Genomic DNA, 22,967 nt, shown 5'->3' on the forward strand with positions numbered 1-22,967 from the left:
CGTCTATACTGGTGGCAACATAAACTATAACTACATACCGTTTCTGCACTAGGGGTGCCTATTACTGGCTGAGATGAAAGCTGATGCTTCGATCCCTTATAACCCGATCAGGATAATGCCTGCGTGGGGAAGTGTAGTGGCTTTCCGATTTTTTCATATTGGAGAAGTGCTACATCTTCCGGGATGTAGTTTTTTTATGGAAAATTTTTGGGAGGTCGAAGGAAATGGAATGTGGATTAAGTCCCATCGTCGGATTTCGTTTTTCGTTATATCCGATGGCAGATGATTTTGTGAGTGTGATTAAAGGAGCGCTGAAGGAGACGGACACGTCAAATGTGTGGATGCATACGGATGATGTGTCCACGGTTATTCGTGGCAAGCAAGTACATGTGTTTAACGTGGCGAAGGCGATTGCACTTCATGCTGCAAAAACAGGGAAGCATATCGCGTTATCCGGCACCTTCTCGGCAGGATGCCCAGGAGATACTGCTGGCGATGTGTATTTGGAGAAAGGTGAGAAGATCGCGAATACGGATGCGACGAAGCAATATGTCTCCTCTCAATTTGCACTATATCCGATGAATAATCCGGGATATATGGAAATCATATATCGCGAAGTGGATCGGGCAAAGAAGCAAGGTGTGTTCAATGAATCAATGCATTATGCAAGTGGTATTCACGGGGATATCCATGATGTGTTTGCATTTTATGAAGAAGCTTTCAGCAATGCACGTTCTGAAGAACATAAGCATTTGGTCATGACAGTTACGATGAGCATCAATAGTCCGTCACATGGGGGATGTTAACATGTTGAAGGCATGGAAGCTGAAAGAGGTTGTCCTCATGTCGTTGTTTTCAGTCGTGTTCGGAATCGTCTACCTGCTGTTTTTACATGTCGGGAATATTTGGTCGGGTTTTATTGGCCCAATTGCGTATGAATGGATTTTCGGTATCTGGTTCATTGTTTCGATCATCTGTATGTATATTATCCGAAAACCCGGGGCGGCTGTTATTTCGGAAACAATTGCCGCAGCCATTGAGGTGTTGTTGGGAAATGCGGTCGGTCCGCGTTTGATACTTGCAGGAGTAATTCAGGGATTAGGTGCCGAGGCGGCATTTGCTGCGACGCGCTATAGAAGGTTTGATGTATGGGTGCTGATGTTGGCGGGTGTTGGTGCCTCTGTGTTCAGTTTCACGTATGGTTATTTCTTAGGTGGTTTTACAGTTTTCAGCACAGGATATGTACTGCTCATGCTTGGCATCCGGATTATGAGTGGAGCGGTGATTGCGGGAATTGGTGGGAAGGCAGTCGTCGATGGATTGCTTGCTACTGGCTCGCTTAAGGGATATGCCATCACGCGTGCGAAAAAAGGTGAGGCTCGTGCGTGAAGTAATCCAGTTTGATAACGTAAGTTTCCGCTATCCAGATGAAGAGGAGTGGATTTTTGAAAATCTATCATTCTCTGTCGAAAGAGGGGAAAAGGTTGTTATTACGGGGCCAAGCGGTAGTGGCAAATCGACGCTTCTTTATCTTTGCAACCGGCTGTATCCAGAAAACTGTGATGGAATCGTAAAGGGCTCTGTTACGTTATTTGATAAAGAAAGCAAGTCCTATTCTCCTGGTGAAGTGAATCACCGGATGGCGACTGTTTTCCAAGATCCTGATGCGCAGTTCTGCATGCCAACTGTCGAAGAGGAGCTTGCGTTCACACTCGAAAACCTAAATGTAGATCGTGAAGAAATGGAGTCGCGGATTCAGGATGTTTTAGAGCTGACAGGGTTGACCAAGTTTCGTCATTCCGTCATTCAGCAGTTATCAGGCGGGGAAAAACAACGGATTGCAATCGGATGTGCACTGGTCATGGAGCCGGAAGTACTTCTCCTTGATGAACCGATTTCCCATTTGGATCCGTATACTGCAAAGCAGTTTATTTGGTGGCTTGATGACCTCAAACGGAAACGATCTTTGACGATATTGGCGATTGAGCATCGGCTCGATTTATGGGGTGATTTTTTCGATCGTGAAATTCAGTTAGAGCGAATAAATGATTTCAATCCAATTTCCAAGAGGGTCAGCAGTAGGCAGGAGCACCAATCATTGGTTGTAAGCAATGTCAGTACGGATACATTCCTGAAAGACGTTTCCTTCACTTTGAGTCGGGGGGAGGTGGCGGTACTTGCAGGACCGAATGGAAGTGGCAAATCAACGATGTTGAAAGCACTATGCCGAATGATTCCTGCAGGTGGAATTGTTCGTCCCTCCAATTTAGGGTATGTCCCACAATCGCCGGAATTTTTATTCGTAACGAATACGGTCCGGGAGGAAATTGCGTACGGCGGCGGTGCAAATGTGAAGGAATTAATTGATAGGCTGAACTTGTCGGCGATTTCGGATGCCAATCCTTTTGCTGTGAGCCATGGCCAAAAGAGGCGAGTTGCAATTGCTTCGATGCTGTGTGACGGCAGGGAAATCATCTTGATGGATGAACCGACATCCGGGCAAGACGCCGCTTCGCTTGTCGAGTTGTTCCGCTTAATTGACGAGCGAGCAAGGGAAGGGACCACCTTTTTGATCGTCACTCATGATATGGAATTTGCGTTCAAAGTGGCGGATTCGATTTTATTGATGAAAGAGGGTTCGCTGACAGGCAAGTTCGAGGCCGAGCGCGTATGGTGTGACAAGCAAATAATCGAAGCACATCACTTGCTTCAGCCGAAAGGGTGGTTAGAACGTGAAGTCTGCTTTGCATAATATGAACCCATCGGTGAAATTTCTGCTTGTCACGATTTGCATGTTCACGCTTGCCTTCTTTTTCAATCCGTGGACGCCGCTATTCGTCTGGATCGGTGTGCTTCTGATCCAGCTGTTTTTCAGTCGGATCAATTGGAAAGTGTGGATTGTATTTATGATTCCATTTTTCATTATGGCCTTCGGTTACTTTTGGACGACGCTTGTGTTTGCGGAAGACAAATCAGGACCAGTTGTACTATCGATTTGGTCAATTAACATTACGGAAGTCCAGTTGAACCATGCTTTGTCTTTAAGCTTTCGTGTCTTGGCGTTTTCCGGTTTGTCTTTGCTATTTGCATTAACGACAAACCCAGTCTCATTCATTTTAAGCTTAATGCAGCAATTGAAGCTCTCACCGAAAATCGCTTATAGCGTATTGGTCGGTTATCAGTTTCTCCCTGTCTTGAAGGATGAATTTGTGCAAATCCAGCAAGCTCATCGTCTTAGAGGGGCAATACAAAAGAAAAATGTAATTCATCGACTTTGGCATTTGAGGAAGATTCTTCTCCCGATGCTTGCAGGGGCGGTACGGAAAGCGGAACGGGCAGCATTTGCAATGGAAGCAAGGGGATTTAAGGGCGAAAGAAGGGGGAGCTTTTACAAAGTTATACCAATCGGTAAGGTGGATGGCTATATGGGTAGTCTTTTCATGTTGTTGCTCATAGTAAGTTGTTTAAGTGCTTAATATATAAATTAATTTATGAGGGTCCCGTTCGCAGTGGGACCCTTTTGTCGTTCATTTCCATATGGTATAGTCATTCTTATAGAAATTCTGATAACTGTTCAGAAAAGGGGAAATCGCAATATGATCGATGTAAGGGAATTGAAGTTGGAGAGGGACAGACGGGTTATCATAACGTCAGATGTTCACGCAAATCTGCCGTTGTTTCAGAGATTGCTTGAGAAAGTGAACTATACGTCAAATGATTATTTGTTCATAAATGGAGATCTTTGTGAGAAAGGAACGGATAGTCTTTCGACGGTGGAGTTTGCAAGAAAGCTTTGCGCCGAATCGGATCGTGTTTTCATCACGAAAGGGAATTGTGATGTTGTACATAATTATGTATTTAATAATGTTGAGGGAATTAAAAACTATATGCGGAAGCGCAAGAATTCGGTTTTGAATGAAATGCTTGACCAGCATGGAAAAACACTAAGCGATTTTGAAACACTTCAGGAACTTGGTGAGTTTTATCGAGAGCATTTTGGAGGGCTGATTGACTGGCTGGACCAGTTGCCAATTGCCTATGAAACGGAAGATTTTATTATCATTCATGCGGGGATTGAAGATATTCCCGATTGGAAAGAGACGAGCCATGAGTTTGCTTTATACGCACCATCGTTTTATGAAAAAGGGCATCAAGCGGATAAAACGGTTATCGTCGGGCATTGGCCAGTCGTCAACTACCGTGCGAATGAGCCAAGTTCCAACTCTCCCATTATTGATTTGGATAAAAAGATAATCGCTCTTGACGGCGGCAACCAAATTAAAAGAGACGGGCAGTTAAATGCGCTCATAATGAACGGGGAAGAAATTACTTATACATATGTGGATGAATTGAAAAAAGAAATTATTACACGTAGTCATGTGGATGAAACAAACCGTGTTGGAACAGTCACCTATCCGAACTATGAAATACGAGTAGTTGAGGAAGGGGAGTTTTTCACCCTTTGTGAAAATAAGAACCTTGGTATTCAACAGTGGATTAAGAATGAGTTTATTCACGAGGGTATGTGTAAAAACGATTTGTGCACTACTTTCTTATCAGTTCAGGCTGGAGAAACTGTATCGATCATTGATGATCAACAAGCTGGGTATTCATTAGTGAAATTGAGCAGTGGTGAAGTGGGATGGATTCCGAAGGATTGTTTGTTATAATTTGAAAAACTTCGATGGCATTGGCCTATCGAAGTTTTCTACTATGAGTCAAAAGTCACAAAATGACAATAAAACCCGGGAAATGACCGATAACTTCCGGGAAATGATCGATAAGTCGTCGTAAGTGATCGATAAAGTTTGGGAAATGATCGATAAACTTCGGGAAATGACCGATAACTTTCACAAGACCAAATGAAACTCGCTTACGATTGAAAACGTCAAGGTCTTTTAGAAGAAATCGGAGTCTAAAGGAGAAGCTATGTGGTTAATTAGTATGTATGTCATCGAGATGCTTTTATATATGATCGTCGCGTTCCCTATCTATGCGATTGTGCGAATGCTCATCGTCAAAAGAAGGAAGCTTCCCATAAACAAGTGGCATGAAGTGCTGCTTGCCTTATTCGTCCTTTACTTAGTCGGGCTCGCCACCCAGACAATTATCCCGAAGTGGAATATGGGCGTGGACGTCCATACGGGAAAGTTCTATTTAGATGTTTATGGAATTAATCGCATATCAAGTGTCAATCTCATACCGTTTCAAACGATTTTAAATTACTTTCATGTTAATGAACATGTCAGCGGCTGGAGCAGCGTTTCACTTGTGAATCTCCTTGGTAACATTTTCGTGTTTTCTCCGATAGGATTTTACATTCCATTGTTGTGGAGAAGGATGGATTCATTTAAAGCGATTTTATTCATAGGATTAGGTGTCACTTGCTTCATCGAAGGTACTCAATATTTCATTGGCCGTAGCACAGATATTGATGACATTATCTTGAACACAATCGGCGTAATGATTGGATATGGCGTCTTTCTTGTTTGGGAAATCTTTTCTCGACGTGAAAAAACTGTTGACCGTAAATAATCATTTTGTTATGATAAAAACAACTTTCAGAAAGTAGGTGATGTTTTATGGCGAAAATCAATATGGCTAATGTGCAAATGATCGGACCCATTCTATCACCTGCGAGACTTGCCAATTAGGCATGTCTATTCTGTTATGCGCGTGAAAGCATGGTGTCCGATCCGGAACCATGCTTTTTTATATTCACGAACATAACTGGAGGAATTACATTTGATTAACTTGAAAGAATACGGTTGGAACGAAACACATGAAAAGAACTTCAATGCAATCCAAGAAGAATTGAAAGCAAACAACTGCGTGGCAGGCAGAGTCACGCTTGAACATAAACGGATGTATCGGGTAATGACAGAAGAAGGTGAATGGCTCTCTGTCTGTTCGGGAGCATTTCAGCATGCAGCGTTTGAAAGACGTGATTTCCCGGCGGTCGGGGACTGGGTGTTAGTCGAGAGGATGCCTGGGGAAGAAAGAGGAATCATTCACGGAATCCTTCCACGGACATCATTGTTTTCAAGGAAGTCGGCAGGTTCAACAATTTCCGAGCAAATCATCGCGGTGAACGTAGATATCGTTTTCCTTGTCATGTCGATGAATTATGATTTCAACGCAAGAAGACTTGAACGATATCTTGTAGCGGCATATGATTCAGGCGCAACACCAGTTGTTGTGCTGACGAAGAAGGATCTTTGTGATAACCCTGAGTATTATATCGAACAGGCAGAAATTATCGCACCCGGTGCGGATATTTATTCAGTGAGCAATACAACCGGTGACGGGATCGAGCTGCTCACTGAATTATTAAAGGGCGGCAAGACCGCGGCGTTGTTAGGTTCTTCCGGAGTCGGAAAATCATCGCTTGTCAATGCGATTTGCGGGGATGGAACGATGGCGGTGCAAGGCATTCGGGAAGATGATGCAAAAGGCCGTCATACGACGACCCACCGGGAACTTCTGAAAATACCTACGGGTGGCGTTCTGATTGATACACCGGGGATGAGGGAGTTCCAATTATGGAATGAAAGCGAAAGCTTGGACTCCGGATTCAAAGATATTGAGTCACTTTCCGAGACATGCAAATTCAATGATTGCCGACATGTAGGGGAACCGGGCTGTGCAATTCAGGAAGCACTTGATACGGGTGAATTGTCCACGGAGCGTTATGCAAACTATGTTAAATTGCAAAAAGAAATTGCTTTTCTCGATCGGAAAATGAATCGCCAAGCGCAGGCGGCTGAACGTGATAAATGGAAAAAAGTCACGAAGAGCATGCGGAAGCATCCTTCCAAAAAGAAATAAAAATTTGCAAATGCAGGAGAAAAGGAAAAAATCCTATCTCCTGTTTTTTTATTGATGAATATTTAGCATACTCGATACGTATAAGGGGAATCTATAGTTATCAAAAGTCTTTACTGACAAAAGGTAATGGATTGGGGTGTGTAGATGGAGTCAATATGGTTGGAATATGCCTGGACATTATTAATTCTAATTGCATTGGAAGGTTTATTATCAGCAGACAATGCATTAGTACTTGCTGTTATTGCAAAGCATCTACCAGAGGACCAGAAAAAGAAAGCGATTAATTATGGAATCATTATGGCTTTCGCTTTTAGGTTTGTTGCGCTTTTTGCGATTTCTTTTATCGCGAATGTCTGGCAGATACAGGCCATAGGAGCTGCCTATCTTCTTTACTTAGGCTTAAAGCATATTATAAGGGCGCGTTTAGCAAAAGGTGATAAAAATGTTCATAAGAACGATGATAAGCAATCAGCTGGTAAAGGTTTCCGTGCAACTGTAGGGAAAATTGCGTTAGCTGACCTTGCATTTGCAATTGATTCGATCTTAGCCGCGGTTGCGCTTGCCCTTGGTCTTCCTGATTCACCATTAGGTAATTTTGGCGGTATGGATGGAGGGCAATTTATTGTCGTTGTTCTTGGAGGTATTGCCGGACTTATTTTGATAAAGTTTGCAGCAACTTGGTTTGTACAGCTATTGAGCAAACGTCCTGCATTGGAAGCAACAGCATATGCAATCGTTGCCTGGGTTGGTGTCAAACTTGCGGTCATCACTCTTGCCCACAAGGATATCGGTCTCATAGACCATGATTTCCCTCACAGTACTGTATGGACACTTATTTTTTATGGCGTATTAGTAGGTATTGCACTGCTTGGTTGGTTTGCACCAAGTAATAAAACTGGAACAAAAAATCAAAGCGTGTAAACATCACTGGATGTTTACACGCTTTTTTCATTCATCGCGGATTTTTATGAATCCGCTCTTTACGTAAGTCTTCCTTCTGATCATCCAAGTTAATGGTATCTACTGTTTGCATGTCCTCGTGCATATCAAATAAACTCACCCCTTCAGAAGGGATTCCTTCCGGATGCGCCAAATAGCGAAAGTCGATATCCTTTCGGTCTTCTTTGGACATATTGCGTCTTGATTCTGACATCTTACTGCCTCCTCATTGAGTACTCCCCAATAGGATGGCGATATTAGCAATAAATATCCAAATACGAGAACAGTAAATGTCTATCGTCTACGCGGCGCTATAGTCGTTTTTTCTTTGGAGAGCACTTTGCGTACAATTGGATATACGATTGGAGCCCATTTAATAGCCGTTTTAATCAGTCTTCCTATTTTCATTTTATTACGCTCCTTTTATGTATTAATTTGCCCTCTCTTACAGAATTATAAACAAAACTTTCTCCTCTATAACTGTTGCAGAATGCCAATCAATCTCTTGTTTGGCATTTTTTATACTTTCTTTTTTAAAAATATGTTTGATTTTAAAAGTTTTGGGGCAGGATGGGGGAAATTGTAAGAGAGGAGAACTACTTTTTTATGAAAATGAAAATGATTTTATTGACTGTTGTTCTGACATTTTCTTATAGTGTTTTAGCCGAAGCAGCCCCGGTCGGCTCAACAGAACAGGCGGAATTTAAAGGGGAAATTGCAAGTGTTACTATTGAAACAAAAGAATTTAGTGAAGACATAGAAACTATCCAAAGTGACATTCCATTCATGGAGTTATTGGCGGGGGAAATACCACATATTTATCCGCCGCCTGAGATTTTGGAAAATGTGCCCCAAACGTATACGGTAATGAAGGGGGACAACCTGTTTAGAATAGCGATGAATCATAACGTCTCTCTATCCGAGTTAATGAGTTGGAATAACTTAACTGGCGATCTAATCCATCCGGGTGAAGTTTTAGTGATTAAAGGTGGGGATCTAACTGAAGATGTGGGTCTTGTACAAGTCGCATCGATTACACCTGAAACAGTCCCAGAATCTGATGAACCGAAAGAACCGAAAGATTTAAAAGAGCCAAAAGAACCTAAGCAACCTGCATTCCAAGTTGCCATTTCAACACCTCCCGCCTCTGAAGGGGACGAATTTATTGTAACAGCCACAGCATATACAGCGTATTGCACTGGTTGTTCTGGAACAACAGCATATGGAATTGACCTACGATCCAATCCGGATCAAAAAGTAATCGCGGTCGACCCAAAACTCATTCCACTTGGAACGAAAGTATGGGTTGAAGGTTATGGTGAGGCGATTGCTGGAGATACTGGAGGAGCTATCAAAGGACATAGAATTGATGTCTTCATCCCTTCTTATGATAGTGCGATGGAATGGGGAGTAAAGAAAGTAAAGATAAAAGTTTTGAATTAAGTAGAATCGCATTGGGAGTCAATTGTCTCCCAGTGCGGTTTTTTTTATTGGTTTGTGAAAACTGATTCAAGTTTCACAGTATGGTACAATTAATGAAAAGGGCATAAAGTTGGGGGAAGTATAATGATAGACATGAATCGTGAGCTTTATAATTTCTTATGTGAGAATACGAACTCGATAACTGAGAAATGGCTATTGGATCGTGAGGAATTAAAAGGGTCCATTTACTCCAAAAACGCCGGTGAATGGGCTGATAAGTTATTAAGTGAACAAAATACGTTGACCAATCTGACTGTCGCAAGCAGTCTGTTAAATGATTGTAGCGTGTTTCAGGAAAATAAAAGAAATTGGGCTATTGTGGTTACAGAAAGTCGAGTCAATTCTAATACTCCCATTTTTGAAGTATTAGATGCACTTTCCAAGCTCCGGTCGACATATTGGTTTTTTATTGAGCAGTTTGTTGAAAGAGAAGGGGAGAGGGTTCTTCGCTCGGACATCATGGGCTGGGGCATTACCATCCATAGGGCGTTGGACGAACTGATGGTGGATTTCTCAAAGAGATATGATGACTTGATGAATAACAGATTGGATGCACAACAAACTCTTATTGAAGAATTGAATGCGCCAATTATTAAGCTGAATTCTTCAATCGGTGTGCTACCGCTTATAGGAGACGTCGATACGGCACGGGTTCAGTCCATATCGGATTATGTTCCCCATAAATGCACAAAGCTTGACTTGAGCCACCTCTTCATCGACTTATCAGGGGTATCCATTCTTGATACAATGGTGGCAAATCATATCTATCAACTTACCCAAGTTCTTGGTTTGCTTGGTATTGAATCGACAATTACAGGAATCAGACCGGAAATCGCACAAACTTCTGTCCAATTAGGTTTGGATTTCTCTAAGATTCATACAACGAGTTCATTGCAATTAGCCTTAAAAACAATTTTCAGAGAACCAGCTATATAAAAACAAACAAGAAAGCATCCGGCATAACGACCGGATGCTTTTTTAGATGATTTCAATGCCAAACAGCTCTACCATGACAGAAGTTCTCTCAGTAGGTGTAAGTACTCTATTTGTCTTGATTCCTTTTTCATAAATGGATAGTTCATCATCATATAATGAAATCCGACCTGTTTCAGTCGCCTTCGTAATGATATCCACATGAGTGAATGTTGAATCCGCAGAAACTTGATTGAACACACAGCCCTCATGGAAATCTTCAAGGCGCTTCTGTGTTGCTTCGAACTTATAAATCATACGGGATTCCCCATTTCTTGTCCGGTTAAGTACATACATTACATCATCGAGTTTCGTAACGCCGTAACTTCCACTTACATCAGTACATATGCCACCATTTAACGGAATTGGAAGAACTGTTGAATCTCCGAAACCGACATCTACGAGATAAGTCTCATCCAAATGAACGAGAATAGCCGCATGTGTCTCCGGCTTTGCCCATTTCCCATTAGGTCTGAAGACAGTCGCTGCGACCAAGGTTGCATCATATCCAAGTTTGACCAACAACCAATGGAAAAGGCCGTTTAACTCGTAACAATATCCCCCGCGCATTCGGGTGACGATTTTCTCATAGATCGTATTCAAGTTCAGATAAATAGGAACTTTGCGGATGACATCTAAATTTTCAAATGGAATGTTCGTCATATGCAAAAACTGTAGTTCTTTCAAGTTGTTTAATGAAGGATCCGTCAAATGACTTGCATTAAAACGCTTTAGGTACTTTTCAATATTCATGCCCCTGACCTCCTTGCCTACTTATTCCTATCCTATCATCTAAGTAAAATATTGTGAATGACATAAATCGCAGCTTACTGGGACATTTTTCTTATTAGATAAATGGATAAAAGGGGTATTCAAGTCTCATGAAATATGTTATTATAATAGAAAGATAATTCGGATTATACTAATCTGATGAGAGATATGGGGTATTCATATGAGAAAACATAATCTTGTTTGGCTTACAATTGTAGGGGCCTGTTTATTACTTCTAGTTGGGTACAGCGATCAGACAAAGCGGGTGCATCAACCGAATATGATGAGTATTGCTCATAGGGGCGCTTCTGGTTTTGCGCCGGAAAATACCCGATCGGCATTTCAAAAAGGTGTAGAACTTCAAGCGGACTACTTGGAGTGCGACGTTCATCTATCAAAAGATGGAGAGCTTATAATCATGCACGATGAAAAGATTGACCGTACAACAAATGGAAGCGGTTTCATAAAGGATTACACATTGGCCGAATTAAGGGAGTTTGATGCTGGGATCACATTTAGTAAGGAATTCGAGGGTGAGACGATCATGACCCTTAATGAGTTATTAGATGAATTTTTTGACCAAATCGGTTTATTAATAGAATTAAAAAATCCCGAAAACTATCCGGGTATTGAAGAAAGTGTAGTATCGGTATTAAGTAAATATGAAGATTTAAGTTCAATCATCGTCCAGTCATTTGACGTCGAATCTATGAGAAAAATGCAATCCTTGCTGCCGGAATTAAGCGTAGCAGTCCTGATACGTCCCGCAGAATCATTTTTATCCGAAAGTAAATTGGATGATTTAACCTCCTTTGCCTCTTTCGTTAATTTCAACGTTTCCTTTGTAAATAAAAGCATGGTGAATAAAGTTCAACAGCGGGGAAGCAAAGTCCTTGTTTGGTCGAAAAACGACAAGAAACTCGTCTCAAAAGCCCATAAATACGGAGTCGACGGAATCATTTCCGATTATCCTACTTGGCGCATAAGCGAACCAATCTATCTCGTACAAGAATAAGTGATCAAAACCGGAATTCCGCATTCCGGTTTTTTACTTGCAAAAAAACACTTTATTCCAAGGGATTATCCGAAAATTTATAGTATGATAGACGGAATGGAGGAGAAGCATTATGAAATATGACAGAGATAATAGAAATGTACATCATAAATGTAAATTGAAGGGAGCCGTAAAAAATGTCGACACGCATTTTATATGAAGACAATCATTTGCTTGTTGTTGAAAAACCTGTGAATATACCGGTACAAGCCGATGAAAGCGGCGATGCAGATCTACTTACTCTATTGAAAGAGGATTTGAAGGAACGCTATCAAAAGCCCGGCAATGTTTATCTTGGATTGGTTCATCGACTGGATCGTCCAGTAGGGGGAGTCATGGTATTTGCTAAAACATCCAAAGCCGCTTCCCGCTTATCCGATGTATTACGAAAAAGGGAAATGGAAAGGACTTACTTAACCGTTGTGCGTGGAAATCTAAAGCATTCAGGTGTATTGGAACATCATTTATGGAAAGATACGAAGAAGAATATAGTACATACGGTTAAAGCAGGCCATCCGGGAGGCAAAAAGGCCATCCTCCAGTATGAAACAGTTGAGCAAAAGGACGGCATGAGCCTATTGAACGTCCGACTTCACACAGGAAGATCCCATCAAATCCGAGTTCAGTTGGCTGCAGTCGGTTCCCCCCTTTACGGAGATCAAAAATACGGGCAACATGTGAATAAACCCGGACAGCAAATTGCATTATGGGCAAACACCCTCGAATTTCCTCATCCGACAACAAAGGAATTACTGAAATTCGAATCGAACCCACCTTCCGCCCATCCGTGGAACATTTGGGAGGATAAGTGAGGGACTTTCACCGAAAAACTTCAAAGCAGGTCATCCGGTTGATTGACATAGAAATTCCATAACCCTACACTTTATACAGAACGACTTTGTGAATTTCAGTGTTTGGAGCGGAAAGCGTCCGCCTGGAACGGAAAGCAATTATCCTTAGTTCGTATCTATAGAATGAGAAAATCAGTTGGAGGAAATTATGACAAATCCGTTTATCCCTATTATTGTAGGAACCGATATTAATGCATACAATATGGCAATCTCCTTTCATGAGGCATATGGCATACACCCAATCCTTGTAGGAAAAGAACCCTTATCCTTTACAAGCCTAAGCACAATCCCCGGAGCAATCGAACTGTTCCCGAAGCTTGGAGAAAAGAAAGAATTTGCAGCTATCCTAAAAAAAGTCGCAACCAAATACAAAACTCCGGAGAAAAAATTACTCCTTGTCGGTACGAATGACTTATATGTCCGCCTCATCATCGAGAACCGCGATGCCCTCTCCGAAGACTTTGTATTCAACTATATCGACGAAACACTAATGAATAATCTCTTAGTGAAGAAGAACTTTTATAAACTTTGCGAAGAACATGGAATCGATACACCGGCAACTTACTTCTATTCCTGTAAAAGTGACGACCACTTTACTGAAGAAGTCATGTTCCCGGTAATCATTAAGCCAAGTAACGGGGTAGAATATTATAAACACCCGTTTCCGGGCATGCAAAAAGTCTATAAAGTCGACTCGTATGAGGAAATCAAAAAAGTCATTGGAACGATTAAGAAAAGCGGCTATAAAGATGACCTGATCATCCAAGATTTCATCCCTGGCGACGATACATACATGTGGGACTCGGTTTTTTACATTAACAGCAAAGGAAATACCGAGTTAGTCACATTTGGACAAGTTGTGCTCCAAGAGCATACTCCTACCGCTATCGGAAATTACACAGCAGTCATTACGAGATACAATGAAGAAATGATGTTGAAGCTGAAGGGCTTCCTTGAAGCGCTAAATTATGTGGGCTATGCCAATTTCGACTTGAAATATGATCATCGCGACGGCAAATTCAAAGTTTTTGAAGTGAATATCCGTCAAGGACGATCAAGCTACTATATAACATCATGTGGTCATAATATGGCGAAGAACTTTGTCGACGACCTCATCTATAATGTCGAAAAATCCCTAACCTTATTGGATGAAAAGTTCCTATTTACTGTCGTTCCTAAGATAGTCCTTAAGAAGTTTGTTGACAATAAAGAAGTACGGGAAGAGATTAAGAAGTTGTTACGGGCAGGTAAATACGCCAATCCATTATTCTATAAAAGGGACAGAAGCTTCAAAAGAAAACTATACCTTTTGTTAAGACAAATTAATTACTACCGTAAGTATAAAAATAATAGTTGGCAATAAATAATATATCCTAAACCTAATTGCACCTGCAATTGGGTTTTTTTAGTTAAGTTTACAGTGTGGGTGGTGGTGGAATAGATAGGCGAATAGCTCAAGGAGGAATTTTTAACATCATGAGAAAACAACAAAATAAACAAATGGATTCAAAAAGAAATACAATCATTGAGAAACTTGTAAGCAATGGCATATATAAAATAAATGGCAAACAATTATATGAGCTTACTTTATATGAATTGTTAAAACAGTATACAATGAGAGTAGATTGAATCATTGGGGGGATAAGCTTGAACGGGAAATTGGAGAGACTTCGCAAAGAATGGTTGGAGGAAGCGACCATTCGCCAAATGCAGCAAAAGATGGGGAACAATGAAATCAATTCTGAAGAACTTGTGATCATGTACTTACAAAGAATTTCAGAGGTAGATCAAACGGTAAACGCTATCTTAGAGATTAATCCAGAAGCACTCCAAATAGCGCGTTCACTTGATGAGGAACGACGTTCTGGAAAAGTGCGCTCTCTTTTGCACGGAATACCGGTGCTGCTAAAAGATAATATGGATACTGGTGATAAAATGCATACAAGCTGTGGTTCATTGGCAATGAAAGATTACTTTGCAGATGAAGATGCATTTTTAGTGAAGAAATTACGTGATGCAGGCGCTGTCATTCTTGGCAAGACGAATATGACTGAATGGGCGAACTTCATGTCTGACCGGATGAGGAATGGCTGGAGTTCCCGCGGGGGGCAAGTGAATAATCCATACGGACCATTCGACGTTGGAGGTTCGAGTTCGGGTGCTGCAGCCGCTGTCACTGCCAACATGGCAGCGGTATCAATTGGAACAGAGACAAGTGGATCGATTATTAATCCATCCGTACAGAACGCACTTGTCGGGATAAAGCCGACAGTAGGTGCAATAAGCCGAAGCGGCATCATCCCGCTATCCTTCACTCAGGATACCCCGGGACCAATGGCGCGTACAGTTGAAGATGCAACGATAACGTTCAGTCTGATGATAGGGTACGATCCTGACGATCCGGTTACGAAAGGATCCAAATGTTTTGCCGGGATTGACTGGCTTTCCTTATTGAACCCTAATGCGCTTAATGGTAAAAGAATCGGTATTGCCCGTTCAATTTTCGAACGTGAAATTTCGACAGAAAGAAAGACGCAGTTCGATGCAGTCCTTACTCAAATGCAATCATTAGGCGCTGAAATTATCGATTCAATCGACTTAGGAACGATGGAGGATGATTTAGGCTATGATGTCCTACTCTATGAATTCAAGTCTGCATTGAATGCGTATCTTGGAAAAACACCTATGACAAACCCGATGCGAACGTTGTCCGACATCATTCAATTCAATAAAGAGCATTCAGAAGAAACTCTCAAATTTGGTCAAGTGATGTTGGAGAAAGTGGACCGAACAAGTGGAAGGTTGAAGGAACCGGCCTATATCGATGCTTTGATCAAAAACCGACATTTGGCGGGGGAAGTAGCCCTTGACAAGGCATTTAACGAACATCAAATTGATTTCCTATTATTTCCACAAGACCATGGATGTAGCTTCAGCGCAGCGGCGGGTTATCCGGCAATCACAGCTCCCGCATCCTTTTCGGAAAATGGAGAGCCGTTTTGTATTACTATGTGCGGCCGGGCATTTTCCGAGCCGGAATTAATAGGTTATGCATATGCATTCGAACAACAGACATTGGCCAGAACCAAGCCAAATGTATAAAAATGTTGAAATGAAATGGAATCCAGTCCATTATGAGATGAGGTATAAGGAAAGCAGGGATGAGAATGTCCTTCTTGGAAAAAATGGACGAAGTATTTAAGAAGAAGTGGAAATTTGAACACGAGACGCCAATCCAATCACAAATGATTCCTGAATTGTTGAATGGCAAGGATGTCGTAGCAGAATCCCCAACAGGAACAGGAAAGACGTTGGCATACGTATTGCCGATGCTGCAAAAGGTAGATGGCGATAAAATGCAGACACAGGCATTGATCATGGCACCGTCACAAGAATTAGCGATGCAGATCGTCAATGTCATTCGTGATTGGGTGGAAGGAACAAGCATATCCGTCACGCAGCTAATTGGCGGTGCGAATATGCAACGGCAAATTGAGCGGCTGAAGAAAAAGCCGACCATCGTCGTTGGAACCCCTGGTCGATTGGTCGAACTTGTTAAAGCAAGACGATTAAAAATGAGTGATATTCGGTATATCGTCTTAGATGAAGGTGATCAGCTTCTTTCTCGTGAGTACCGAGTCATTGTTAAAGATTTGATTGAAGCTGCTAATACTGATCGCCAAGTGGCGGTTGTATCTGCAACCATTACAGATGAAATTGAAATTGTCGCGAAGAATCTTATGAATGACCCAATTCGACTAAAAGTGTCGCCAGAAGATATGCCGTTATCCGGAAAGGTGGTGCATTCGTTTGTCAAAACGGATGCCCGTGACAAAACGGATTTACTACGAGGTCTATCACATCTACCCGATATTAGAGCCCTTGCATTCATGAACAATGTCGATCAGCTTCGGATGAAAGAATTGAAATTACAATACAATGAAGCACCAATCGCTGTGTTATATTCATCTATGAAAAAATTCGAACGACAAGAAACGCTTGACCGTTTCCGTAAAGGTGAAATCCATATACTGATTGCCACCGACCTTGCTGCGAGAGGTTTGGATATCCAAGGATTGACCCACGTCATCCATGTCGACGTCCCTCATACAATCGAGCAATATCTACACCGCTCAGGACGCACCGGACGAGCTGGCGAGGACGGAGAAGTCCTAACACTACTCTCCTACCCAGAAGAACGAACGTATCGAAAACTCGCAAAGGGCTTCAAACCTGTCCAAAAAGTATGGTACAAAGGCAAACTGACAGAAGGAAACTCCAAAACAGTAGGCGGCCAAAAACCGGCAGCTAAAAAAACAACATCCAAAAAACCAAATAAAAAAAGATAAAAAGGGCAACGCCAACTCCATGAAAAAGTGGATTGGCTCGCCCTTTTTGTTATTTTTAAAAATACTCTTAGTAACAGGCATTTCCGTTGCTTGAAGTGCAAGGCGGCGACTCCAGCGGGAACAGCGCGAGCTGAAAGCCCCGCAGGAGCGAAGCGACGAGGAGATTGAAGCCGTGCCCGCGGAATGCGTCCACCTGGAACGTAAAGCAACTTATATCTGCGTCAATATAATCGGCTCATCCTTCGTCACAATAATCGTATGCTCAATTTGTGCAACAAGCGACTTATCCGGAGTAACAAACGTCCATCCATCACCAAGCTCAATAATATGCTCAGCCTTCTCAGAAATGAACGGCTCAACCGCCAAAACCATACCTTCCTTCATCAACGTCTTATCCCAAGCATCATAATAATTCAAAACATGCTGAGGCTCCTCATGCAACGAAGTACCAATACCATGGCCAGTCAAATTCTTAATCACCTTAAGCCCATTGTCCTTCGCTTCTCTTTCAACAGCCTTTCCAATCTGGTTCAGACTGGACCCCGCTTTCACCTTCGTCATCGCACGGTCAAATGCACGCTTCGCAACATCACAAAGCAACTGTTTCTTTTCATCAGCGGTACCCACGACAAATGAAATGCCCGTATCCGCAAAGTATCCATTGTACGATCCTGAAACATCAATGTTTACAAGATCACCGTCCTGAATGACGCGTGAGCCCGGAATTCCATGAGCGACCTCGTGATTAACGCTGATGCATGTATATCCAGGAAAATCATACTGATCGATAGGTGCCGAAACAGCTCCGTGCTCAGCAAAAAGACGTCCACCTAACTCATCCAACTCTTTAGTTGTCATGCCGGGAACGGTCGCTTCCTTCATCGCCTCACGAATTTCCGCAACAATTCGTCCGATTTTTTTTAACGCTTCAATTTCTTCATTATTTTTAACAATCATTGTTTACAGGTCCCTTCTTCGCAACATACTTTTCCATCTGATTATAACATAACTATTCTAACCAAAAGGTCCGTATGCCTAAATCACTTCAGTACTTTTACACCTTGGAAGACATTCCAAATAACGACAAATAAAAAAAGGAGACCATACAAAAGCATGAAAAGGAAAGGAGCCAACCCCCAAAAGTCAAACTGTCCACTCATCATCGTATATAATCTGGATTCATATGAAATGATTGAGAATGAAAAAAGGATAAACCCGGCTATCAGCAGTACAACCGGTGCCAAATGAGAAATTAGCGAGCGTTTGGCATGTCCTTTTACTTCATGATCATCTGTGATGAAAAAAACGATGGCAGGTAAGAGAAGGGGTGAAAAGAATATACTGAAATAACATAATGCAGATAGTATTTTACTGTTGGACATTGGCAAACCTCCTATAGTTTTCAAAACCTTATAGAATCATCTTGCTATTATGTACTTTAACATATACAATGTATACGACAATTGAATTACACGACCACAAGGGGTGCCTTCACTGGCTGAGATTGGACATCTGTCCTAACCCTTCGAACCTGTAAGTTCATGCTTGCGTAGGGATGTGGATGGAAACTGACATTATTTAACGATGTCTCGGTTCTATCCGGGACGTCGTTTTTTGTTTGTAAAAAAGGTGACTCTGCTTTAAACGTAACCTTGATTGGCCAAAATTAAACTTTTAGTCCCGTAATATTTGCCAAACTGGTATAAGCGGCCGTCATGTGGAAGCAGTTGAAGTCTTTTCTTCTCCCGTATCCCTCCGACAAAAAAAGAGGAGGATTTTCAATTGGATCGTAAACGTCTACAATTTTTATTAGAGGTTGCTATTTTTGGTGCACTATCATTCGTCTTGGATTTGCTCGTTTTGTTCAAAATGCCTCAAGGCGGATCAATCACATTATCGATGCTGCCGATCATCGTCATCGCGTTCAGATGGGGAATACTTGGCGGAATGTTAACAGGATTAATTACCGGATTGTTACAGGTAATTAGCGGGGCATATGTGTTGAATATCTACCAAGCGGCACTCGATTATTTTGTTGCTTATTCGGTGGTAGGGCTCGCAGCAGTTACATTAGGCTGGTTGCTTAGTAGTAGAAAATCGGGGAATAAACGATCGATGGTTTCGGCAATCGTTATTGGAACTGTAATTGGAGGAGTATTACGATTCCTTGCCCATTTTATCGGAGGAGTTGTTTTCTTCGCCGAATTCGCAGGAGATCAGCCAGTATGGTTGTATTCACTTGTGTATAACGCTTCGTATATGATTCCTTCAATCATCCTTTGTGCGATTGTAGCAGTACCTTTATTCACAACTGCTCCAAGACTTATTCAAAGGGCGGCATAAAAAAATGAGTAGGCGCTTGAAAAAATCAGGCACCTACTCTATTTTTATTATCCGTATTTTTTCCTGAGAATAAGAAGATGCATGTAATGATTGTTGCACATAAGAAGCTTGCAGCTGCCGATATGAACAACTCCTCGGTCCCGTTTCTAAAGGCAATTCCGATGAAAGCCCAAACGAAAACAAGATTCATTACATAATCTCGGTGGTGGTACATAAAATGTAGTGCGAACGCAGTAGAGATGGTTAAATAGATGACCGTCCAAAGTGGATCACTTAAGCCCATTCCGGACCAGTCGTTAATCATAAGTGTATAACTGACGTTTGCAATGGTCGAAATGACGCCCCAACCAACTAACAGGCTGAACGGAATTCTTCCAAGTAATCGGTTTTCCCTTTTCGGATAGGAAAAGTAAAAGGCAAGCAATAAAGATAGAAGTGCAAGCTTTACAACGACCGTCCAGTTGAACAATCCGTAATGCCATAAAAAAATCCAAGCAATGTGCAATAGGCAACATAGTATAAAAAGTGAAGCCACACGGTTTTGGTACGTATTACTTAACTTTCGCCCCGCTTTATTGAAATTGAAAATCCAGTAAAAAAGCAGGACAACTATTACGCCCAAAATGAGCAGCACATAATCAGCAGGGATAAAGAGAATAGGCAACCTATTCGCAATTTCACTCGTTGTAGCCCCATTCAATGAAAAAAATCTTGCTATTACATTCACAATAATGACTGCGAATAAACTTATAGTCATCATGATGATTCTAGACATAATAAATCCTCCCTTTGAACAGTATACATAGGATTTGTAGAGCATGCGAAGGAAAGTATGAAGTTTTAGTCACAAATCTAATATTTCGAATCCCGAAGATTCATGTTATAATTGAAAAAGCACTAATTACAAATTTTTAGACGATTAGGGGGAATCAATCAATGCAGACAAAAGAAGAATATTCACAGGTATGGGATTTAGATGTTTTTTTCAAAGGGGGAAGTGATTCCGAGGAACTTCGTCAACACCTTGATGCGGTAAAAGTACAAATTGGTACATTGGAAGAGCTTGCAAAAACTACAGAGACACCGGTATCCAAAAACGATGCGGCTCAAGTATTAAACGTACTTGAGGAAATCACGAACACAGGTAAAAATTTAAGAGAAGCAGGAGCTGTTATTGGCTGCTTCACTGCTGCAGATATAAAAGACAAAAAAGCACTTGTGCTCCAGTCAGAAATGGGCTCATTGGGTGCACGATATTCAACAGTCATTTTGAAATTCCAACAAACGATTACTAAAGCTGAAGAGAATGTGTGGAATGAATTATTAGAATCAGAACAGTTATCTCCATTTGCATTTGTATTAAACGAATGGCGCGAACAAGTAAAGTTGAAGTTATCTGAGAAAGAGGAAAGTCTGATAACGGCGTTAAGCGTTGATGGATACAATGCATGGGGACAACTATACAACCAATTGGTCGGAGACATCAAAATTGAAATGACTGTTGACGGTGTTGAGAAAAAGCTTTCCGTTGGGCAAGCAAATAACTTAGGCTCTCATCCGGATGCAGCAGTTCGTAAGGAAGTATTTGAAAAGCTTGAAGATGCATGGAAAGCGAAAGAGGACTTCTTTGCATCGACATTGAATCATTTGGCTGGCTTCCGTTTGGCGGTTTATGAAAAACGCGGATGGGATAATGTCTTAGCCGAGCCGCTAATGCGCAACAGAATGAGCCAAGAGACATTGGATGCAATGTGGGGTGCAATCAGTGCCAATAAAGCTCCATTCGCCGACTTTTTGAAATACAAAGCGAAAATGCTTGGTGATGAGAAGATTAATTGGTACGATATGAGCGCTCCTGTTACATCTTCTACAAAAGAAATGTCCTATCAGGAGGGCGCAGAATTTATTCTTGAGCATTTCGGGAAATTCGGTCCTGAACTTGAGGCGTTTTCTCGTAAAGCATTCGAAGACAGCTGGATTGAGGCGGAAGATCGTGCGGATAAACGTCCAGGGGGCTTCTGTACAGGAATGCCGGTTTCTGAACAATCCCGTATTTTCATGACATATAGTGGTTCTATGTCGAATGTTGCTACACTTGCTCATGAATTAGGACATGCTTTCCATTCATACGCATTACGACCTGTGCATTATATGAACCGACAATATGCGATGGGAGTAGCGGAGACGGCTTCAACATTTGCTGAAATGATTGTTGCAGACGCATCTGTGAAAGCTGCTGAAACAGAAGAGGAAAAACTTGCTTTGCTTGAGGATAAAATACAACGAAGTGTGGCATTCTTCATGAATATCCATGCGCGTTTCCTATTTGAAACTCGTTTCTATGAAGAGCGTAAAAATGGGGTCGTACCAGCCTCACGCTTAAACGAATTAATGGAAGAAGCACAACATGAGGCTTATGCAGGTGCACTTGATTCAACTCATCCGCATTTCTGGGCTTCCAAGCTTCATTTCTATATTACAGGTACGCCTTTCTATAACTTCCCATATACATTTGGCTACCTATTCTCCTTAAGCATTTATGCGAAGGCGTTAACAGAAGGGGAATCATTTGAACAGAAGTATATGGCGTTATTGCGTGATACGGCTGTAATGTCCGTTGAGGACCTCGCCATGAAGCATCTTGGTGAAGACATCACTAAAGAAGAATTCTGGGCTAAAGGAGTAGCTCTTTGCGTGCAAGATGTCGAAGAGTTTTTGAAAATAGCTTCCGAAGAAAGGTGAAGAAGTATTGATTCTGCTTGAAGGGCGAACTTGTTATTTACGTATTTTGACAGAAGAAGACGCCGTCATTTTTACTGAACTCCTTATTGCGAATAAAGAGTTTTGGACGGTATTCGAGCCGCGACATGATCCGGGCTATTACACGGTTTCTGTCCAGCGAAATAAAATTAGGGAATCCCTCTATCAAATGAGAGATCGGCGCGAATATAACTTTGGTATTTTTGACGCCGAAACAAGCAGGTTAATAGGCCATATTTCTCTATACAGTATTAAAAGGCTTCCATTCTCAAGCGGTTTTGTCGGATATTCGATTGACGAACGGGAAACGGGTAGGGGACTTGCAACTGAAGCGGTACAAATTGTGACAAAATTCGCGTTTGAAACGGTTTCATTGCATCGGGTTGAAGCTTTCGTTTCCCCGAATAATATTGGCTCCGTCAGAGTCCTTGAAAATGCAGGGTATGTCCGTGAAGGCTTGCTTAGGAAGCTATTGTACATTAATGGATCCTGGGAGGATCACTATATGTACGCAAGTCTATCAGATGATCATTGAAAGGGTAAGGCCGCCTGGCGGAAACTATTAGCTAAGATGAAAAGCCGATTCTTCTTATGAAGAATCGGCTTTTGTCATCTTAG

At 41.7% G+C, this 22,967-nt stretch carries 25 protein-coding genes and 2 riboswitches; of the genes, 19 read left to right on the forward strand and 6 right to left on the reverse strand.

Going from position 1 to position 22,967, the window contains the following annotated elements; genetic code table 11:
- The first annotated feature begins 40 nt into the window (after positions 1-40).
- Positions 41-147: riboswitch (TPP riboswitch) on the forward strand.
- A 77-nt stretch (positions 148-224) separates the two neighbouring features.
- The 8 genes from NSQ43_RS06120 (at position 225) to NSQ43_RS06155 (ending at position 7,749) form a co-directional block, all read left to right on the forward strand.
- Entirely contained in the window at positions 225-806 is a 582-nt protein-coding gene (locus NSQ43_RS06120; protein ID WP_339253951.1) for a YkoF family thiamine/hydroxymethylpyrimidine-binding protein, read from the forward strand.
- Position 807: 1 nt separating this feature from the next.
- Positions 808-1,389 (forward strand): ECF transporter S component, encoded by a 582-nt coding sequence (locus tag NSQ43_RS06125; RefSeq protein WP_339253953.1) that lies wholly within the window; start codon positions 808-810, stop codon positions 1,387-1,389.
- Positions 1,382-2,752: an ABC transporter ATP-binding protein gene (locus tag NSQ43_RS06130; protein WP_339253955.1), complete on the forward strand. Its 1,371-nt coding sequence runs from the start codon at positions 1,382-1,384 to the stop codon at positions 2,750-2,752. Before NSQ43_RS06125 ends, NSQ43_RS06130 begins: the two co-directional genes overlap by 8 nt.
- A complete protein-coding gene (locus NSQ43_RS06135) occupies positions 2,733-3,476 on the forward strand; it encodes an energy-coupling factor transporter transmembrane component T (protein ID WP_339253957.1) in 744 nt (247 codons plus the stop codon). The genes NSQ43_RS06130 and NSQ43_RS06135 overlap by 20 nt, the downstream gene beginning before the upstream one ends.
- 120 nt (positions 3,477-3,596) lie before the next feature.
- Entirely contained in the window at positions 3,597-4,670 is a 1,074-nt protein-coding gene (locus NSQ43_RS06140) for a metallophosphoesterase (RefSeq protein ID WP_339253959.1), read from the forward strand.
- A 259-nt stretch (positions 4,671-4,929) separates the two neighbouring features.
- The gene (locus NSQ43_RS06145; RefSeq protein ID WP_339253961.1) at positions 4,930-5,535 is read left to right on the forward strand and encodes a VanZ family protein; all 606 of its coding nucleotides are present in this window, start codon (positions 4,930-4,932) and stop codon (positions 5,533-5,535) included.
- Positions 5,536-5,748: 213 nt separating this feature from the next.
- Positions 5,749-6,828, forward strand: coding sequence for a ribosome small subunit-dependent GTPase A (rsgA, locus tag NSQ43_RS06150; RefSeq protein WP_339254819.1), 1,080 nt, complete (start codon positions 5,749-5,751; stop codon positions 6,826-6,828).
- Between the two features lie 144 nt (positions 6,829-6,972).
- Positions 6,973-7,749 carry a TerC family protein gene (locus tag NSQ43_RS06155; protein WP_339253963.1) on the forward strand — a complete coding sequence of 259 codons (777 nt, stop codon included), beginning with the start codon at positions 6,973-6,975 and terminating at the stop codon, positions 7,747-7,749.
- 31 nt (positions 7,750-7,780) lie between these two features.
- Here NSQ43_RS06155 and NSQ43_RS06160 read toward each other — a convergent pair whose 3' ends face one another.
- Positions 7,781-7,981: a hypothetical protein gene (locus NSQ43_RS06160; RefSeq protein ID WP_339253965.1), complete on the reverse strand. Its 201-nt coding sequence runs from the start codon at positions 7,979-7,981 to the stop codon at positions 7,781-7,783.
- Positions 7,982-8,061: 80 nt separating this feature from the next.
- Positions 8,062-8,175 carry a hypothetical protein gene (locus NSQ43_RS06165; protein ID WP_339253967.1) on the reverse strand — a complete coding sequence of 38 codons (114 nt, stop codon included), beginning with the start codon at positions 8,173-8,175 and terminating at the stop codon, positions 8,062-8,064.
- Between the two features lie 198 nt (positions 8,176-8,373).
- Between NSQ43_RS06165 and NSQ43_RS06170 the strand changes: the two genes are divergently transcribed.
- Together NSQ43_RS06170 and NSQ43_RS06175 are read left to right on the forward strand one after the other, a co-directional pair.
- Positions 8,374-9,210, forward strand: coding sequence for a 3D domain-containing protein (locus NSQ43_RS06170; RefSeq protein WP_339253969.1), 837 nt, complete (start codon positions 8,374-8,376; stop codon positions 9,208-9,210).
- A 123-nt stretch (positions 9,211-9,333) separates the two neighbouring features.
- On the forward strand, positions 9,334-10,185 hold the full coding sequence (locus tag NSQ43_RS06175) for an STAS domain-containing protein (RefSeq protein ID WP_339253971.1): 852 nt from the start codon (positions 9,334-9,336) through the stop codon (positions 10,183-10,185).
- 42 nt (positions 10,186-10,227) lie between these two features.
- Here the strand turns inward: NSQ43_RS06175 and NSQ43_RS06180 are convergent, their stop codons facing one another.
- Entirely contained in the window at positions 10,228-10,974 is a 747-nt protein-coding gene (locus NSQ43_RS06180) for an arylamine N-acetyltransferase (protein WP_339253973.1), read from the reverse strand.
- A gap of 199 nt (positions 10,975-11,173) precedes the next feature.
- Between NSQ43_RS06180 and NSQ43_RS06185 the strand changes: the two genes are divergently transcribed.
- The 6 genes from NSQ43_RS06185 to NSQ43_RS06210 all read left to right on the forward strand — a co-directional run bounded on the left by NSQ43_RS06185 (position 11,174) and on the right by NSQ43_RS06210 (position 17,246).
- The gene (locus NSQ43_RS06185) at positions 11,174-12,007 is read left to right on the forward strand and encodes a glycerophosphodiester phosphodiesterase family protein (RefSeq protein ID WP_339253975.1); all 834 of its coding nucleotides are present in this window, start codon (positions 11,174-11,176) and stop codon (positions 12,005-12,007) included.
- A gap of 176 nt (positions 12,008-12,183) precedes the next feature.
- Complete coding sequence (locus tag NSQ43_RS06190) at positions 12,184-12,858, forward strand: RluA family pseudouridine synthase (protein ID WP_339253977.1); 675 nt, start codon at positions 12,184-12,186, stop codon at positions 12,856-12,858.
- A 187-nt stretch (positions 12,859-13,045) separates the two neighbouring features.
- Entirely contained in the window at positions 13,046-14,260 is a 1,215-nt protein-coding gene (locus tag NSQ43_RS06195) for a carboxylate--amine ligase (protein WP_339253979.1), read from the forward strand.
- Between the two features lie 113 nt (positions 14,261-14,373).
- Complete coding sequence (fbpA, locus tag NSQ43_RS06200; protein ID WP_339253981.1) at positions 14,374-14,526, forward strand: Fur-regulated basic protein FbpA; 153 nt, start codon at positions 14,374-14,376, stop codon at positions 14,524-14,526.
- An 18-nt stretch (positions 14,527-14,544) separates the two neighbouring features.
- Positions 14,545-15,999, forward strand: coding sequence for an amidase family protein (locus tag NSQ43_RS06205; protein ID WP_339253983.1), 1,455 nt, complete (start codon positions 14,545-14,547; stop codon positions 15,997-15,999).
- A 65-nt stretch (positions 16,000-16,064) separates the two neighbouring features.
- The gene (locus NSQ43_RS06210; protein WP_339253985.1) at positions 16,065-17,246 is read left to right on the forward strand and encodes a DEAD/DEAH box helicase; all 1,182 of its coding nucleotides are present in this window, start codon (positions 16,065-16,067) and stop codon (positions 17,244-17,246) included.
- 210 nt (positions 17,247-17,456) lie between these two features.
- On the opposite strand, the gene map is transcribed toward NSQ43_RS06210, so the two are convergent.
- Both map and NSQ43_RS06220 read right to left on the reverse strand, forming a co-directional pair.
- Complete coding sequence (gene map / locus NSQ43_RS06215) at positions 17,457-18,203, reverse strand: type I methionyl aminopeptidase (RefSeq protein WP_339253986.1); 747 nt, start codon at positions 18,201-18,203, stop codon at positions 17,457-17,459.
- Between the two features lie 83 nt (positions 18,204-18,286).
- A complete protein-coding gene (locus NSQ43_RS06220) occupies positions 18,287-18,628 on the reverse strand; it encodes a hypothetical protein (protein WP_339253987.1) in 342 nt (113 codons plus the stop codon).
- Between the two features lie 89 nt (positions 18,629-18,717).
- Positions 18,718-18,819, forward strand: a riboswitch (TPP riboswitch).
- Positions 18,820-19,028: 209 nt separating this feature from the next.
- On the opposite strand from NSQ43_RS06220, the gene thiT reads away from it, so the two are divergent.
- Positions 19,029-19,589, forward strand: coding sequence for an energy-coupled thiamine transporter ThiT (gene thiT, locus NSQ43_RS06225; protein ID WP_339253989.1), 561 nt, complete (start codon positions 19,029-19,031; stop codon positions 19,587-19,589).
- Between the two features lie 25 nt (positions 19,590-19,614).
- On the opposite strand, the gene NSQ43_RS06230 is transcribed toward thiT, so the two are convergent.
- The gene (locus tag NSQ43_RS06230) at positions 19,615-20,364 is read right to left on the reverse strand and encodes a tryptophan-rich sensory protein (RefSeq protein ID WP_339253991.1); all 750 of its coding nucleotides are present in this window, start codon (positions 20,362-20,364) and stop codon (positions 19,615-19,617) included.
- A 161-nt stretch (positions 20,365-20,525) separates the two neighbouring features.
- Between NSQ43_RS06230 and NSQ43_RS06235 the strand changes: the two genes are divergently transcribed.
- Positions 20,526-22,331 (forward strand): M3 family oligoendopeptidase, encoded by a 1,806-nt coding sequence (locus NSQ43_RS06235; RefSeq protein WP_339253993.1) that lies wholly within the window; start codon positions 20,526-20,528, stop codon positions 22,329-22,331.
- 7 nt (positions 22,332-22,338) lie between these two features.
- The gene (locus tag NSQ43_RS06240) at positions 22,339-22,884 is read left to right on the forward strand and encodes a GNAT family protein (protein WP_339253995.1); all 546 of its coding nucleotides are present in this window, start codon (positions 22,339-22,341) and stop codon (positions 22,882-22,884) included.
- The last annotated feature ends 83 nt before the right edge of the window (positions 22,885-22,967 follow it).

The organism is Sporosarcina sp. FSL W8-0480 (assembly GCF_037963765.1).
Lineage (GTDB): Bacteria > Bacillota > Bacilli > Bacillales_A > Planococcaceae > Sporosarcina.

Excerpts from the sequence above, each read along its gene's own strand:
- NSQ43_RS06120 (WP_339253951.1), top strand. The coding sequence starts at position 225 with ATGGAATGTGGATTAAGTCCCATCGTCGGATTTCGTTTTTCGTTATAT.
- NSQ43_RS06125 (WP_339253953.1), top strand. The coding sequence starts at position 808 with ATGTTGAAGGCATGGAAGCTGAAAGAGGTTGTCCTCATGTCGTTGTTT.
- NSQ43_RS06140 (WP_339253959.1), top strand. The coding sequence starts at position 3,597 with ATGATCGATGTAAGGGAATTGAAGTTGGAGAGGGACAGACGGGTTATC.
- NSQ43_RS06145 (WP_339253961.1), top strand. The coding sequence starts at position 4,930 with ATGTGGTTAATTAGTATGTATGTCATCGAGATGCTTTTATATATGATC.
- NSQ43_RS06155 (WP_339253963.1), top strand. The coding sequence starts at position 6,973 with ATGGAGTCAATATGGTTGGAATATGCCTGGACATTATTAATTCTAATT.
- NSQ43_RS06160 (WP_339253965.1), bottom strand. The coding sequence starts at position 7,981 with ATGTCAGAATCAAGACGCAATATGTCCAAAGAAGACCGAAAGGATATC.
- NSQ43_RS06165 (WP_339253967.1), bottom strand. The coding sequence starts at position 8,175 with ATGAAAATAGGAAGACTGATTAAAACGGCTATTAAATGGGCTCCAATC.
- NSQ43_RS06170 (WP_339253969.1), top strand. The coding sequence starts at position 8,374 with ATGAAAATGAAAATGATTTTATTGACTGTTGTTCTGACATTTTCTTAT.
- NSQ43_RS06175 (WP_339253971.1), top strand. The coding sequence starts at position 9,334 with ATGATAGACATGAATCGTGAGCTTTATAATTTCTTATGTGAGAATACG.
- NSQ43_RS06180 (WP_339253973.1), bottom strand. The coding sequence starts at position 10,974 with ATGAATATTGAAAAGTACCTAAAGCGTTTTAATGCAAGTCATTTGACG.
- NSQ43_RS06185 (WP_339253975.1), top strand. The coding sequence starts at position 11,174 with ATGAGAAAACATAATCTTGTTTGGCTTACAATTGTAGGGGCCTGTTTA.
- NSQ43_RS06190 (WP_339253977.1), top strand. The coding sequence starts at position 12,184 with ATGTCGACACGCATTTTATATGAAGACAATCATTTGCTTGTTGTTGAA.
- NSQ43_RS06195 (WP_339253979.1), top strand. The coding sequence starts at position 13,046 with ATGACAAATCCGTTTATCCCTATTATTGTAGGAACCGATATTAATGCA.
- fbpA (WP_339253981.1), top strand. The coding sequence starts at position 14,374 with ATGAGAAAACAACAAAATAAACAAATGGATTCAAAAAGAAATACAATC.
- NSQ43_RS06210 (WP_339253985.1), top strand. The coding sequence starts at position 16,065 with ATGTCCTTCTTGGAAAAAATGGACGAAGTATTTAAGAAGAAGTGGAAA.
- map (WP_339253986.1), bottom strand. The coding sequence starts at position 18,203 with ATGATTGTTAAAAATAATGAAGAAATTGAAGCGTTAAAAAAAATCGGA.
- NSQ43_RS06220 (WP_339253987.1), bottom strand. The coding sequence starts at position 18,628 with ATGTCCAACAGTAAAATACTATCTGCATTATGTTATTTCAGTATATTC.
- NSQ43_RS06230 (WP_339253991.1), bottom strand. The coding sequence starts at position 20,364 with ATGTCTAGAATCATCATGATGACTATAAGTTTATTCGCAGTCATTATT.
- NSQ43_RS06235 (WP_339253993.1), top strand. The coding sequence starts at position 20,526 with ATGCAGACAAAAGAAGAATATTCACAGGTATGGGATTTAGATGTTTTT.